At 69.3% G+C, this 14,685-nt stretch carries 12 protein-coding genes and 1 pseudogene; 8 read left to right on the top strand and 5 right to left on the bottom strand.

The window, feature by feature from the left end:
- Nucleotides 1-317 precede the first annotated feature (317 nt).
- Nucleotides 318-2,177 (top strand): dihydroxy-acid dehydratase, encoded by a 1,860-nt coding sequence (gene ilvD / locus CFB89_RS21205; RefSeq protein ID WP_089469590.1) that lies wholly within the window; start codon nt 318-320, stop codon nt 2,175-2,177.
- Between the two features lie 108 nt (nt 2,178-2,285).
- Here the strand turns inward: ilvD and CFB89_RS21200 are convergent, their stop codons facing one another.
- Entirely contained in the window at nt 2,286-3,164 is an 879-nt protein-coding gene (locus CFB89_RS21200) for an SH3 domain-containing protein (RefSeq protein WP_089469589.1), read from the bottom strand.
- Between the two features lie 33 nt (nt 3,165-3,197).
- Nucleotides 3,198-3,638, bottom strand: a complete 441-nt coding sequence (locus CFB89_RS21195; RefSeq protein ID WP_089469588.1) for a hypothetical protein — start codon at nt 3,636-3,638, stop codon at nt 3,198-3,200.
- Between the two features lie 297 nt (nt 3,639-3,935).
- Here CFB89_RS21195 and CFB89_RS21190 point away from each other — a divergent pair, with 297 nt between their 5' ends.
- Together CFB89_RS21190 and CFB89_RS21185 are read left to right on the top strand one after the other, a co-directional pair.
- A complete protein-coding gene (locus CFB89_RS21190; RefSeq protein ID WP_089469587.1) occupies nt 3,936-5,465 on the top strand; it encodes a sigma-70 family RNA polymerase sigma factor in 1,530 nt (509 codons plus the stop codon).
- A 180-nt stretch (nt 5,466-5,645) separates the two neighbouring features.
- Nucleotides 5,646-6,527, top strand: coding sequence for a helix-hairpin-helix domain-containing protein (locus CFB89_RS21185; RefSeq protein WP_089469586.1), 882 nt, complete (start codon nt 5,646-5,648; stop codon nt 6,525-6,527).
- 147 nt (nt 6,528-6,674) lie between these two features.
- Here the strand turns inward: CFB89_RS21185 and CFB89_RS21180 are convergent, their stop codons facing one another.
- Nucleotides 6,675-7,100: a helix-turn-helix domain-containing protein gene (locus CFB89_RS21180; RefSeq protein ID WP_089469585.1), complete on the bottom strand. Its 426-nt coding sequence runs from the start codon at nt 7,098-7,100 to the stop codon at nt 6,675-6,677.
- A 140-nt stretch (nt 7,101-7,240) separates the two neighbouring features.
- On the opposite strand from CFB89_RS21180, the gene CFB89_RS21175 reads away from it, so the two are divergent.
- Nucleotides 7,241-7,738 carry a DUF2938 domain-containing protein gene (locus CFB89_RS21175; protein WP_089469584.1) on the top strand — a complete coding sequence of 166 codons (498 nt, stop codon included), beginning with the start codon at nt 7,241-7,243 and terminating at the stop codon, nt 7,736-7,738.
- Nucleotides 7,739-7,854: 116 nt separating this feature from the next.
- Here CFB89_RS21175 and CFB89_RS21170 read toward each other — a convergent pair whose 3' ends face one another.
- Nucleotides 7,855-8,295 (bottom strand): MarR family winged helix-turn-helix transcriptional regulator, encoded by a 441-nt coding sequence (locus CFB89_RS21170; RefSeq protein ID WP_011547936.1) that lies wholly within the window; start codon nt 8,293-8,295, stop codon nt 7,855-7,857.
- 135 nt (nt 8,296-8,430) lie between these two features.
- Here CFB89_RS21170 and CFB89_RS21165 point away from each other — a divergent pair.
- Nucleotides 8,431-9,960, top strand: a pseudogene (locus tag CFB89_RS21165) (DHA2 family efflux MFS transporter permease subunit).
- A gap of 28 nt (nt 9,961-9,988) precedes the next feature.
- On the opposite strand, the gene CFB89_RS21160 reads toward CFB89_RS21165, so the two are convergent.
- A complete protein-coding gene (locus CFB89_RS21160) occupies nt 9,989-11,503 on the bottom strand; it encodes an acetyl-CoA hydrolase/transferase family protein (protein ID WP_089469583.1) in 1,515 nt (504 codons plus the stop codon).
- Nucleotides 11,504-12,157: 654 nt separating this feature from the next.
- Between CFB89_RS21160 and CFB89_RS21150 the strand changes: the two genes are divergently transcribed.
- Genes CFB89_RS21150 through CFB89_RS21140 form a run of 3 tightly spaced genes read left to right on the top strand, consistent with a single transcriptional unit; the run spans nt 12,158 to nt 14,657 of the window.
- Complete coding sequence (locus CFB89_RS21150; RefSeq protein ID WP_089469581.1) at nt 12,158-12,853, top strand: CDP-alcohol phosphatidyltransferase family protein; 696 nt, start codon at nt 12,158-12,160, stop codon at nt 12,851-12,853.
- On the top strand, nt 12,850-13,659 hold the full coding sequence (locus CFB89_RS21145; protein WP_089469580.1) for a 2OG-Fe(II) oxygenase: 810 nt from the start codon (nt 12,850-12,852) through the stop codon (nt 13,657-13,659). The genes CFB89_RS21150 and CFB89_RS21145 overlap by 4 nt, the downstream gene beginning before the upstream one ends.
- Nucleotides 13,656-14,657 carry an HpnL family protein gene (locus CFB89_RS21140; RefSeq protein ID WP_089469579.1) on the top strand — a complete coding sequence of 334 codons (1,002 nt, stop codon included), beginning with the start codon at nt 13,656-13,658 and terminating at the stop codon, nt 14,655-14,657. The genes CFB89_RS21145 and CFB89_RS21140 overlap by 4 nt, the downstream gene beginning before the upstream one ends.
- Nucleotides 14,658-14,685: the final 28 nt, after the last annotated feature.

Below are 14,685 nucleotides of genomic sequence, written 5' to 3'. Positions count from 1 at the left end.
AGCCGCCGCCCGGTTGCGCCGGGGATGGCCTGCGTCGGGCCGCTACCTGCTTGGTGGGCTTGCTGGCCTTGCTGGCCTTGCTGGCCTTGGGGGCCTTGGGGACCTTGGGGACCTTGGGGGGCCTTGGGGCCTCGGTGCACTCGGCCGCCCCACCCGCGCCGCTCGCCCGCTCCCGCCGCCGCCGCGGGCCCGGCGGCTGTGGGATAATCGTGGAGTTTGCCCAGGGCGCAGCTCAAGAGGTTGTTCGCACGGGCGCGAGAGAGGCCTTTATTCCGGTGCCTCCACCCTTTTCCCGCGATATTTCTTCAGCCATCACCATGCCCACTTACCGTTCCAAAACCTCCACCGCCGGCCGCAACATGGCAGGTGCGCGCTCGCTGTGGCGCGCCACCGGCATGAAAGACGACGATTTCTCGAAACCGATCATCGCGGTCGTCAACTCGTTCACGCAATTCGTGCCCGGGCACGTGCACCTGAAGGATCTCGGCCAGCTCGTCGCGCGCGAAATCGAGGCCGCAGGCGGCGTCGCGAAGGAATTCAACACGATCGCGGTCGACGACGGCATCGCGATGGGCCACGACGGCATGCTCTATTCGCTGCCGAGCCGCGACATCATCGCCGACTCGGTCGAATACATGGTGAACGCGCACTGCGCGGACGCGATGGTGTGCATCTCGAACTGCGACAAGATCACGCCGGGGATGCTGATGGCCGCGATGCGCCTGAACATCCCGGTGATCTTCGTGTCGGGCGGCCCGATGGAAGCCGGCAAGACGCGCCTCGCGAACCCGGTCACCAAAGCCATCGAACTGAAGAAGCTCGACCTCGTCGACGCGATGGTGATCGCGGCCGACCAGTCGTATTCGGACGCCGACGTCGCCGAAGTCGAACGCTCGGCGTGCCCGACCTGCGGCTCGTGCTCGGGCATGTTCACCGCGAACTCGATGAACTGCCTGACCGAAGCGCTCGGCCTGTCGCTGCCCGGCAACGGCACGGTGGTCGCCACCCACGCCGACCGCGAACAACTGTTCAAGCGCGCCGGCCGCCGCATCGTCGAACTGACGCGCCAGCATTACGAGCAGGACGACGAACGCGTGCTGCCGCGCTCGGTCGGCTTCAAGGCATTCGAGAACGCGATGACGCTCGACATCGCGATGGGCGGCTCGACCAACACGATCCTGCACCTGCTGGCGATCGCGCGCGAAGCCGGCATCGACTTCACGATGAAGGACATCGACCGCCTGTCGCGCATCGTGCCGCAGCTGTGCAAGGTCGCGCCGAACACGAACAAGTACCACATCGAGGACGTGCACCGCGCCGGCGGCATCATGGCGATCCTCGGCGAACTGGACCGCGCCGGCAAGCTGCACACCGACGTGCCGACCGTGCACGCGCCGACGCTGAAGGATGCGCTCGACCAGTGGGACATCGTCCGCACGCAGGACGAAGCGGTCCGCACGTTCTATCAGGCCGGCCCGGCCGGGATTCCGACGCAGGTCGCGTTCAGCCAGAACACGCGCTGGCCGAGCCTCGACCTCGACCGCGCCGAAGGCTGCATCCGCTCGTACGAACATGCGTTCTCGAAGGAAGGCGGCCTCGCGGTGCTGACGGGCAACATCGCGCTCGACGGCTGCGTGGTGAAGACGGCCGGCGTCGACGAAAGCATCCTCGTGTTCGAAGGCTCGGCGCACGTGACCGAATCGCAGGACGAAGCGGTCGAGAACATCCTGAACGACAAGGTCAAGGCCGGCGATGTGGTGATCGTGCGCTACGAAGGCCCGAAGGGCGGCCCGGGCATGCAGGAAATGCTCTACCCGACCAGCTACATCAAGTCGAAGGGGCTCGGCAAGGCGTGCGCGCTGCTGACGGACGGCCGTTTCTCGGGCGGTACGTCGGGTCTGTCGATCGGCCACTGCTCGCCCGAAGCGGCAGCGGGCGGCGCGATCGGCCTCGTGCGCGACGGCGACCGGATCCGCATCGACATTCCGAACCGCACGATCGACGTGCTCGTGTCGGACGAGGAACTGGCGCGCCGCCGCGACGAGCAGAACGCGAAGGGCTGGAAGCCGGCGCAGCCGCGTCCGCGCAAGGTGTCCGCGGCGCTGAAGGCGTACGCGAAGCTCGTCATGTCGGCCGACAAGGGCGCGGTGCGCGATCTGTCGCTGCTCGACGACTGACGCGTGACGGCCGGTCGTGCGAACGGCCTGCCCCGCCCGATCGCAAAGCCGCTCTCCGGAGCGGCTTTTTTTCGTCCGAAGCCCGGCGCGCCCGCGGCGCCGGCGCGATCAGTGCCGGGGTTCGTCCGGGCCGCCGCCACCGCCGCCGTGGTTACCGCCGCCCTGCGGCCGCGCATAACCGCCGCCGCCCCCGCCGCCCTGCCGCACGGGCGGCATCGTGCGGACCTCGCCGCCCGGCGCGGGCGGCGGGCGCAGTACGGCCGGCGGCGGACCGGCGGGACGCGCATTGCCCGCTCCACCCGGCATCGGCGTCGGCGCGGGCGCCGGACTGGCCGGTCGCGCATTGCCGGCCCCGCCCGGCATCGGCATCGGCATCGGCATCGGCATCGACATCGGCATCGGCATCGGCGTCGGCGCGGCCGGCGGCGGCATGCGGTTCGCACCGTTCCAGCCGCCGCGCGTCGCCGACGGCCGCGTGTCATGCACGGGCGGCGGGCCGCCCGGCGCGACCTGCATCGGCGCGCCCGGTTGCGGACGCCCTTGCCCAGGCGGCATGCCTCCTGGGCCGAGCCTCGGCTCGGGACGATGCGCCCACCGATCGCGCTCGGGATACCACGGGCGGTGCCGGTAATAGCGATCCCAGTACGCGCCGATCGCGAATCCGGTCACCGGCACGCCGATGATCGCGCCGTACTCGAGCAACGGCACGTAGCTGCCCTGGTACGGATAGTCGAGCAACTGCGCATCGATCCAGCCGCGCACGCCCGGCAGCGCGACGTCGCACCACGTGTAGTCGCTCAGGCAGCCGAATACGTCCAGCGCGGTGCCGGGCGGAATCTGCGCGACCACCGGATAATCGGGCGCCGGCCCCGCAAACAACTCGGCCGGCGAGTTCGTGTAAGCGCTGTTCTGCGCATCGGCCACGCCCGGCGCGGCCACGAAGCCGGCCAGGACGACACACAGACTTCGGATAATCGTGTTTCTCATGATGCTCTCCCGCGCAGCGCCGCCGCGCGCCGGTCAGTGTCGATGGCCGCCGCCCCAGTGGCCACCACCCCCGCGGCCCCCGCCCCAATGCCCGCCGCCCCACGGACGATGCCAGTAGCCACCTCGCCCGCCCCAGTATCCGCCACCGCCCCAGCGGCCCCAGAAGCCGATCGTCACGGGCGGCCCGTACCAGCCGGAGTAGTACGCCGGGTAGTAATACGGATACGGCGGCGGCACGTAGGCCGGGGCGACATACACCGGCACCGCCGTGCCGGCGTCCACCTGCGCCTGCGGCACGGTCGACGGGGGTGGACCGGGCGCAGTCGGTGCGGCCGGGATCTCGCGCTGCGTCACCGTGGCGGGCACCGGCGCGTAATAAGGTGCATAACCATAAGGGCTCGTGTAGTAGCAGCCGCCAAGCGTCAATGCGGCCAGCGCGACGACGGCGGGCCTCGCGGCGGAAATCGGGTTCATCTCGTACTCCGGCAGAATCCGCGCGCCGCCGCCGGGCGCGCGCGTGACTCTAGCTTACGTCCGCTGCAGATTTCCGCGCGTATGATCGGTTACTTTTTGTTTCCTGCTCCGGAAGGCTGCGCGGGCACGCCGCGTGCTGGCCCGTCCGCGGCGCCGGCGTTGAAGTTGGCGCAAATGCCCTCAACTTGAACGATGTCGGGCTGACCGGCGCGGACGGGCGTCCGCGACCCACCGGCAACCGCAAACCGGCGAGCTTCGGCCCGCCCTGACAGGAACGCGGCTCGCGCCGCCATCGACATGACTACGCCACGCCCCACTCCCCGGGCGGACACACCGCTCGATCCGATCATCCAGCTGCTGGCGCTCGCCGGCGAGCAGGGTTATCTGACGCACGCCGACCTCGTCGACGCACTGCCGCCCGAAAGCGACAGCCCCGACGCGCTCGAGGTCGTGCGCGCCGCGCTGGCCGACATCGGCATCGCGGTACTCGACGAGCCGGCCGTGCCTGCACCGTTCGCCGGCGCGGCGCCGGCCGAGGTCGATCGCGACGCGCTCGACGAAGGCCGGGCCATGCTCGGCGACCTCGCGCGCGGCACGAGCGCGTCGACCGATCCGCTCGCGCTCTACATGCGGCGCATGCACGCGGTGCCGCTGCTCACGCGCGAAGGCGAAATCGTGCTCGCGCGCGAGATCGAGACGGGACGACACCAGGTACTGCATGCGATTGCCGGTTATCCGCCCGCGGTCGACGCGCTGCTCCAGCGCCATCGCGCGACGGGTACAAGCGGATCGTCCGATGAAGAGGATGGCGAAACGCCCGCGCCCGCCCGCTACGACGCGCTGCACGCAGCGGTATCGGCGTTGCGCGGCGCATTGCATGCGCAGGGCAGCCGTTCGGCCGAGTACCGCGACGCCCGCAACCATGTGGCGACCCTGCTCGGTTCGCTCGCGTGGGTGGCGCCGGCCGTCGACGACGCGAGCCGTGCCGTGCGCACGCTCGCAACCGCCCGCGACGATCCGTCGGCGGCCGACGACGCCGCGTGCTTCGACGCGGTCGCGCGGCGCGCACTCGCAGCCGCGTTGAGCGACGGCCAGCAGAAAGTGCGCGATGCCACGCGCGCGATGCTGGAGGCGAACCTGCGGCTCGTGCTGTCGATCGCGCGCAAGTACCTGAACCGCGGCGTCGACCTGTCCGACCTCGTGCAGGACGGTTGCCTCGGCCTGATGCGCGCGATCGAGAAATTCGAATACCGGCGCGGGTTCAAGTTCTCGACCTATGCGACCTGGTGGATTCGCCAGGCGATCGCGCGCGCGGTCGCGGATCGCTCGCGCACGATCCGCGTGCCGGTGCACGTCGGCGACCAGTACCAGCGCGTGCAGCGGCATGCGCTGCGCTTTCGCCAGCGCACCGGCCGGCGGGCCACGCCGGCCGAGCTCGCGGCCGAAGCCGGCCTCGACGAAGGCAAGGTGCGCGCGGTGCTCGCGCTGCCGGCCGAGCCGGTCTCGCTCGACACGCCGCTGCCCGACGCGGACACCGGCCTCGTGGAGCTGATCGAGGATCAGGCATCGGCCAGCCCGTTCGAGCAACTGGCCGACACGCGCATGCGCGAATGCGTGCGGGCGCTGCTGCGCTCGGTCACGCCGACCGAGGCCGACGTGCTGCGCCGGCGGTTCGGCCTCGGCGGCGCCGAACCCGACACCTACGACGCAATCGCGCAGGATGCGGGGATGTCGCGCGAGCGCGTGCGGCAGATCGAGAAACGGGCGCTCGCCGCGCTGCGTACGGCCGCCGAGGCCGAGAACGCGCAGTCGTTTCTCGACGCGTAACCGCCTCGCGCAGCGCACGGTCATGCCCCATTCCGGCACGACCGTGCGCTGCGCGCCTGTGTTACGTTTGCCATTGACGCGCATCAAGTTTCCTTGATCGCGCGTCGCGACAATGGTTGACAGCCGACCGGCGCATCGTTCGCCGCGTCCATTCCGTTTGAGCTTTCCGGGTCCCTTGCCATGCAGTCGACCGTCAGCCAGACGTACGAGGAAAACCGGCCTGTCGCGGCCTGCCTGCGCGAGGCCGCGCAGTGGCTCGTCGACCAGGGCGCGAACCCTTACCGGGCCGCCGCATACCGCGCGGCAGCCGATACGGTCGACGCGCTCGACCGCGACATCCGTACCGTGTTCGACACCGGCGGCGTCGAGGCGCTCGGCGGGCTGCCCGGCATCGGCGCGGGCGTCGCGCAGGCGATCGCCGAACTGCTGGTGACGGGGCGCTGGCGCCAGCTCGACCGCTTGCGCGGCGACGCGGAACGCGCGTCGGCCTTCGAAGCGGTGCCGGGCATCGGCCACGCGCTCGCGCTGCGCATTCACGATGCGCTGCACATCGATACGCTGGAGGAACTCGAGCGCGCGGCCCGCAACGGCCAGCTCGAAACGATCGCGGGCGTCGGCCCGCGACGCGCGGCCGGCATCCGCGCCGCGCTCGACGACGTGCTGAGCCGCCGCCGGCGCTGGCAAGGTCACATGCAACACGCGGGCCGCGGCACGGAACCGCCCGTCGAACTGCTGCTTTACATCGATCGCCAGTACCGCAACAAGGCGGCGGCCGGCGTGCTGCCGACGCTCGCGCACCGGCGCCTGAACGCGGACGGTTACGTGCCGCCGCCCGTGATGCACATGACCAAGGGCGGTTGGCATTTCACGGTGCTGAGCCAGCATGCGGCCATGCGCACGCCGGAAGCCGAGCGCCCGACCGACTGGGTTTCGCTCTACTTCTACGACGCCGTGCAATGCGAGCATCAGCGCACCGTGTTCACCGAAACGGACGGCGCGCTCGCCGGCAAGCGGATCGTGCGCGGGCGCGAGATGGAGTGCCGCGTGTATTACGCGGGGTGAATCAGGCGTCGGCGGTTTCGCTAACGTCGAAGGCGGTACGGGCGGCATCGCCTTCTCACGATTCGGCGCGTCGCCGCCGTTAGGTCGCACGTCGCCGCCCTCCTGCCGAACCGCTACCGTATCGCCCGCCTCGCGCCCGCTCGCCGCCTACGCACCTTCCGCCTTCGCGCGGCGCGCCGGATGACGATGCGCGGCAATGCGCAGCAGCTTCTGGAACGACGGGCATTCGAGATGGTTCGCGGCCGGGCACACGGCCGCATGCCGCAGCGCATCGCGCACCGCGCCGAGACGGCGGATCGTGCGGTCGAGCTCGTCGGCCTTCCCGTCGAGCTTCGCACGATCGATCGCGGGCCGCCCGTCCGCGCCGACCATCGCGAGGATGTCGTCGAGCGAGAAACCGGCCTCGCGGCCGAGCGCGATCAACGCCAGGCGTTCCAATACCGACGCGTCGTATTGCCGCCGCAGCCCGTGCCGGCCGATCGGAACGATCAGCCCCTTTTCCTCGTAATAGCGCAGTGTCGACGCGGGCAATCCCGTGCGCCGCGCGACGTCCGCAATATCCAGTCGGCTCATGCTTGACCTCAAGTGAACTTGAAGCTGCAAGATAGTCGCCCGAGTCCATGAAGACAAGCCCGGCCCATCATGAAACCGCTGAATCCGCGTCGTATTCCGCTGTACTGCATCCCCATCGCCGCCCGCTGTGGAGGGGCGCGATGAGCATGCCCGACGTCCTGCTCGAACTGCCGTTGATCGGCGCGGGGGCCACGCTCGTGATGGATCTGTGGACGCTGTTCCGGCGGCGCGCGTTCGGCATTCCGTCGCTCGACTACGCGCTGGTCGGCCGCTGGCTCGGCCACATGACGCACGGCCGGTTCCGGCATGCGTCGATCGTCGCCGCCGCACCCGTGCGCGGCGAACGCGCACTCGGCTGGATCGTGCATTACGCGATCGGCATCGCGTTCGCGGCACTGCCCGTGCTGATCGCCGGCCCCGCGTGGATCAGCGCGCCGACGCCGCTTCCCGCGCTCGTCGCCGGGCTCGCGAGCGTGGTCGCGCCGTTCTTCGTGATGCAGCCGGCGTTCGGCTTCGGCATCGCGGCGTCGCGTACGCCGCAACCGGGCGTCGCGCGCCGGCGCAGCGTCGTCACGCATCTGTCGTACGGGGTGGGGCTCTATCTCGCGGCGTACACGCTCGCGGCGCTGGCCGGATGACCAGCGTGCCGGCGTACGCTCAGCCGCCCGTGCGACGCGCCTTCACTATCGTTCTACGCGCGGCCGAGACTGCATAAAGCATTCTCGCTGCCCTGTGCACCGACCGGGCGCCCACGTCACTCGCCGCCGCAGTCGATCAGGTTGCGGCGCACGCGCCCGAGCAACCGCACCAGCGTATCGCGCTCGTCGGGCGTGAAGCCGCGCAGCCCGTCGTCGGCGACCGTATCGCCCACCTCCAGCATCTGCGGAAAGATCTCGCGCGACTTGTCGGTGAGCCGGATCACGAACGCGCGGCGGTCGTCGTCGTTCGCGATGCGTTCGATCCAGCCATAGCTTTCCATCCGATCGAGCAGCCGCGTGAGCGAGATCGGCGTGATCTCGAGCCATTCGGCGAGGCGTGCCTGGTTCATCTCGCCCTTCCACGTCAGGTACGCGAGCACGCGGCTTTGCGCCCGCGTCAGCCCGATGCGCTTCGCGCGCCGGTCGAACAGGCGTCCGTTCAGCCGGGCCACGTCGGCGATCAGGTAACCGATCCGGTTCTCGTAGGTCTTGTCCATGCGGCGATTATAGGGTCAACCCGGAACCGGCCCACGGCTCGCGCCCCGGACATAAGCGGATCTATAATAAGCACACTTATAATTTGCGCCACACCGGATCGCCGACCACGCCGACCGCCCCACGGAGACACCCGTTTGAACCCCGCCGCCGACGCCCCCGCCGCGCCCGCCCTGAACCGGCCGATGCTGACCTTGTCGATCATGCTCGCCACGCTGATCCAGACTCTCGACAGCACGATCGCGAACGTCGCGCTGCCGCACATGCAGGGCACGCTATCCGCGTCGCAGGACGAGATCACGTGGGTGCTGACCTCCTACATCGTCGCCGCGGCGATCGCGACGCCGCTCACGGGCTGGCTGTCCGACCGGTTGAGCGTGAAGCGGCTGCTGATCGTGTCGATCGCGGGCTTCACGGTGGCGTCGGCGCTGTGCGGTCTGTCGGAGACGCTCGTGCAGATCGTCGGCGCGCGATTGCTGCAAGGCGTGTTCGGCGCCGCGCTGGTGCCGCTGTCGCAGTCGATCCTACTCGACATCAACCCGCGCGAGAAACAGGGCCAGGCGATGGCGATCTGGGGGATGGGCGTGATGGTCGGCCCGATCCTCGGCCCGACGCTCGGCGGCTGGCTCACCGACAGCTACAACTGGCGCTGAGTGTTCTTCATCAACGTGCCGATCGGCGCATTCGCGCTGGCCGGCGTGATGACCTTCCTGCCCGGGCGCCCGCCGCGCCCGCACGTGAAATTCGACGCATTCGGCTTCGCGACGCTTGCGCTCGCGATCGGCGCATTCCAGGCGATGCTCGACCGCGGCGAACAGCTCGACTGGTTCGGTTCATACGAGATCCGCATCGAGGCGCTCGTCGCGGCGCTCGGCTTCGCGTTCTTCCTCGTGCATACGGCGACCGTCGGCAAGGCGTCGTTCTTCAAGTCGGAACTGCTGCGTGACCCGAACTTCGCGACCGGCACGCTGTTCATCTTCGTGGTCGGCGCGGTGCTGTACGCGACCCGCGCGCTGCTGCCGCCGATGCTGCAGAACCTGATGGGCTACCCGGTCGCGACGACGGGCCTCGTCACCGCGCCGAGCGGCGCCGGCACGATGATCGCGATGCTGTTCGTCGGGCGATTGTTGAAGTACGTGGACGCGCGGGCGCTGCTGTTCGCCGGGCTGGCGATTTCCGCGCTCGCGCTGTGGCAGATGATGCAGTACACGATCGTGCTGTCCGAGGCGGACATCGTGTGGCCCGGCGTGATCCAGGGCTTCGGACTCGGGCTCGTGTTCGTGCCGCTGAGCGCGCTGTCGTTCTCGACGCTGCCGCCCGAGCTGCGCGCGGACGGCACGGCCACCTACAGCCTGATGCGCAACATCGGCAGCAGTATCGGCATCTCGATCGTGCAGACGCTGATGACGCGCAATACGCAGGTCGCGCATGCCGACCTCGCGACCCACGTCACGCCGTTCGACCCGGCCGTGCAGGTGCTGGCCGGCAGCCGCGTCGACATCGCGCTGCTCGACCGCACGATCAACCAGCAGGCGGCGATGATCGCGTACCTGAACGACTTCAAGCTGATGTTCGTCGCGACGCTGCTGATGATCCCGCTGTTGCTGCTGATCCGCCCGCCGCAGAAAACGGCGAGCGTCGACGTCGCGCATGCGGCGATGGATTGACGGGCGCATGCGCCCGCCCCAGGCCCCGTCAGGCCTTCATCGAGCCAGTGCGCACGTAGCGCTCGTGCCACGACAGCGCCTCGGCGAGCAGATGCGGGGTGTGCTTGCCGAAACTCTCGCGCGACGCGCGCTCGAAATAGTCCTCGAGCATCGGCCGGTAGTCCGGGTGCGCGCAGGTCGCGATGATCTTGCGCGCGCGCTGCTTCGGCGACAGGCCGCGCAGGTCGGCCAGCCCCTGCTCGGTGACGACCACCGCGACGTCGTGCTCGGTATGGTCGACGTGGCTCGCCATCGGCACGACGCGCGAGATCGCGCCGCCCTTCGCGGTACTCGCCGACATGAAGCACGACAGATAGCCGTTGCGTGCGAAGTCGCCCGAGCCGCCGATGCCGTTCTGGATCTTCGTGCCCATCACGTGCGTCGAGTTCACGTTGCCGTAGATGTCGGCCTCGATCATCCCGTTCATCGCGATGCAGCCGAGCCGGCGCACGAGTTCCGGATGGTTGCTGATCTCCTGCGGGCGCAGCACGATCTTCTCGCGGAACGTCGCGATCTCGTCGGCGAAACGCTGCACGGCGGCCGGACTCAGCGACAGCGCGGTGGCCGACGCGAAGCTCAGCGTGCCGTCGTCGAGCAGGTCGAGCATGCCGTCCTGGATCACCTCGGTGTAGGCCGTCAGGTTCGAGAAGCCGGCCGAGCTGAGTTCCGCGAGCACCGCATTCGTGATGTTGCCGACGCCCGACTGCAGCGGCAGCAGGTTTTCCGGCAGGCGGCCGCGCTTCACTTCGTGGCGCAGGAAGTCGATCAACTGCAGCGCGATCTGCTTGGACGTCGCATCCGGCGCGGAGAATGCATTGCTGCGATCGGGCGCGTCGGTCTCGACGATCGCGACGATCTTGTCGGCCGGGCAACGCAGATACGGCTCGCCGATCCGGTCGTCGCTCTTCGTCAGCGGAATCGGCTTGCGGTGCGGCGGCAGCGCGGTGCCGTAGTAAATGTCGTGCATCCCGTCGAGGCCGAGCGGCTGGCGCGTATTCACTTCGAGAATCACGTGCTTCGCGCGCTCGAGCCAGGTCTTGTTGTTGCCGATCGACGCGGACGGGATCAGCAGCCCGTCCTCGCGGATGCCCGCGACTTCGACGATCGCGACGTCGAGATCGCCGTACAGCCCGAACCACGCGTATTGCGCGACGTGGCTCAGGTGGACGTCCTGGTAATCGACTTCACCGCCGTTGATCTTGTCGCGCAGCGTCGGGTCGGACTGGTACGGCAGCCGCATCGAGATGCCGTCGGTGCGGGCGAGCGCGCCGTCGAGTTCGGGTGCGGTCGACGCGCCCGTCAGCACGTTGATCCGGAAGTCCTCGCCGCGCGCGTGCGCCGCGTCGATGTGGGCGGCAAGCGCGGCCGGCACGGCCTTCGGATAGCCCGACCCGGTGAAGCCGCTCATGGCGACGGTCATGCCGGGGCGGATCAGCGCGGCGGCTTCGTCGGCGGTGCGGACGAGCGAACGCAGGGCGGGAGCGAGGATGCGTGAAGAAGACATGGCTGGTTATCTGACGCTTTGGTCTGTCGTTGACGTCGCGGGGGGTGTCTCCTGAGCGACGCGAAGCCCTTGAGGCCGCGAGGGGCGGCCCGGCACCACGGGCACGGTCGGAGTATCGCAGAGGCCATCGCCGCGAAATGTCCGCCGGATGCAAAAGATCCTTGCCGGATTTGCCGGGTATCGAACGAGCGTTCTGTGACAGGCGATCCGCCCGCGCCGGACGCGCGCGAAAGGGACGCGAAAGCATCGGGCGAATCGCCGGTTCGCGATCGCCGGCCGTCGCGTATCGATCGGCCGATTTGAATCGACATTGACGACCTTTGGCTCGGTAATCGCCGATACCCGCCCGGCGCGGCCGATTGTCGCCCGATGCGGTTTTTCCGGCGCTGACGGAGATCAAGCTCGCACGGGCTGCGCCACACCCGCCGGGCGGCGCGAAAAACACCGCCTCGTCGGCCCGCGAGGGCCGTCCGGCCTTGACAGGCGCGCGACGCGAACCACACTGGAAGACGGACCCGGCCGCCGGGTTGGCCACGTCGTTCGCAGGTGCGTTTTTGAACCGGCCGATGCCTGCAAGACGCGGTAACACTCCCGCATGTCAGGACATTGATCGAATAAAAAGCACCAAATTACAATTCCGTATATATTTCGCCGATGGACCAAAGAAAAACCGCCAAACGCCCCGAGCCGCCCCCGCCACGCACCTGGGATGCGCGGCTCGCGCGCTCGCTTGTCCGGCCGCTCGTCGATACGCCGGTCACGCCGAATCACCTCACCACCCTTCGTCTGCTGATCGGCCTCGCCGGCGCCTGGTGCCTCGCGCACGGCGGCTTCGGCTGGAGCAATGCAGGCGCGTTCCTGATCGTGCTGTCGAACTTCGTCGATCACACCGACGGCGAACTCGCGCGCATCAGCGGCAAGTCCAGCAAGATCGGTCATTTTTACGACCTCGCGGCCGATGCGCTCGTCACGGTCGCGCTATTCGTCAGCATGGGCGTCGGCATCGTCGCCCAGGGCGGCCAGATGGCCGCGTCGCCGGTGCTGCTCGGCGCGGTCGCCGGCGCGGCCGTCGCGCTGATCTTCTTCCTGCGCATGCGGATCGAATCGATCGCCGGCAAGGCCGGCACCAAGCAGGCGTTCGCCGGCGGCTTCGAGACCGAAGACGTGCTGTACCTGCTGCCGATCGTGACGCTCGTCGACGGCGTCGAGCCGTTCCTGCTCGCGGCGTCGATCGGCGCCCCGCTGTTCGCCGCCTGGGTCGTGATCGACTGGTGGCGCATCGTGCGGCGCGGCAACCTCCCGCAGAACCCGGCCGCGCAGAACCCAACCGAAATCCAGGCTTCCAAATGACTCCTAGCACGCGCGACGATTCCGTGCTGAGCCCGGCACGCCCCGCGCCCGTGCGCGCGGCCGTGGCCGATCCCGATCGCACCGTGGCCGACCGCGTCGGCCAGCTCGACCTCGACCGCCTGCGCGGCGACTACACGCGCCAGGGCTCGTTCCTCTACCTCGACACCTTCCTGCCGGCCGACGCGCACGCGAAGCTCGCGAACGCCGCCCGCGCGATGCAGGCCGGCCTGAACCGCAACTACCTGCCCGGCCACAAGCAGGGCGGCAGCGTGAGCCGCCATACGATCGACGAGCAGGCGCCGTACATCGCCGAGCTGTATCGCTCGAAGGCGCTGATCGGCTTCCTCGAGAAAATCACGGGCGACAAGCTGATGCTGTCGCCGGACGACGATCCGCACGCGTACGCACTGTATTACTACACGAAGCCCGGCGACCACATCGGCTGGCACTACGACACGTCGTACTACGATGGCCGCCGCTACACGCTGCTGATCGGCGTGATCGACGAATCGTCGTGCCGGCTCGACTACGAGCTGCATACGCGCAACCCGGACGTGCCTGACCAACCGGGCTCCGTGCAGATCGCCGACGGCGGCATCGTGCTGTTCGACGGCGACAAGCTGCGCCACCGCATCACGCCGCTCGGCCAGAACGAGATGCGCGTGTCGCTCACGTTCGAATACGTGACGAACCCCGGCATGCGGCCGTGGAAACGCTTCATCTCGAACATGAAGGACGCGATCGCGTATTTCGGTTTCCGCCAGGTGTTCAAGCAACTGGCCACGCGACGCACGAGCGGGTCATGACACGCGCGGGCCTGATCCTGCTGTCCCTCGGGACCGCACTCTTCGTCGCACTGCTGGCCTGGCAGGGCGTCGGCGCGGTGGCGTCCACGCTGCTCGCGGCCGGCTGGGGCCTCGCGCTCGTCGCGGCGTTCCACGTCGTGCCGCTCGCGATCGACGCGGTCGCGATCTCCGTGATGTTCCGCCGCGGGCAGCCGGGCGCCGAGTTCGGCAACGCGCTGCGCGCGCGCTGGGTCGGCGAATCGGTGAACAGCCTGCTGCCCGCCGGGCAGATCGGCGGCCCCGTGCTGATGGTGCGCTACCTCGCGCAGCGCGGCACGCGGATGGCCGACGCGGCCGCCGCCATGACCGTCGGCACGACGATGCAGGCGCTCGCGCAGATGGCGTTCGCGCTGATCGGCATCGCCGCGTTCAGCCTGTATGCGACGCACGAGTCGGTCGCGTACCTGCGCACGCCCGCGCTGATCGCCACCGGCGTGCTCGGCGCCCTCGCCGTCGCGTTCTACGCGGCGCAGCGGCGCGGGCTGTTCGGCCGCGGCCTGCGTCTCGCGTCGAAGCTGCTCGGCCCGCGCGACTGGTCGTCGCTGGCCACGCGCGCCGACGCGATCGACGACGCGGTCGGCGCGCTGTACCGCGATCGCGCGAAAGTCGCGAAGACCTTCGCATTCAGCCTCGTCGGCTGGATCGTCGGCACCGCGGAAGTGTGGCTCGCGCTGCACTTCCTCGGGCACCCGGTCAGCTGGCTCGACGCGCTGCTGCTCGAAAGCGTCGGCCAGGCGATTCGCGGGGCGGCCTTCGCGATCCCGGGCTCGCTCGGCGCGCAGGAAGGCGGCTACCTGCTGCTCGCGCCGCTGGTCGGCCTGCCGCCCGACGCGGCGCTCGCGCTGTCGCTCGCGAAGCGCGCGCGCGAACTCGCGCTCGGCCTGCCCGGCCTGCTCTATCTGCATTTCAGTGAAAGAAACTGGCAGCGGCGCCGTGCGCCGCAGCCGCTCGCCGACTGATCGTTCAGATCGCCGGCTTTTTGGTTGG

Source organism: Burkholderia sp. AU16741, assembly GCF_002223345.1.
GTDB classification, from domain to species: domain Bacteria; phylum Pseudomonadota; class Gammaproteobacteria; order Burkholderiales; family Burkholderiaceae; genus Burkholderia; species Burkholderia sola.
This window is presented reverse-complemented; position numbering and strand designations above follow the sequence as displayed.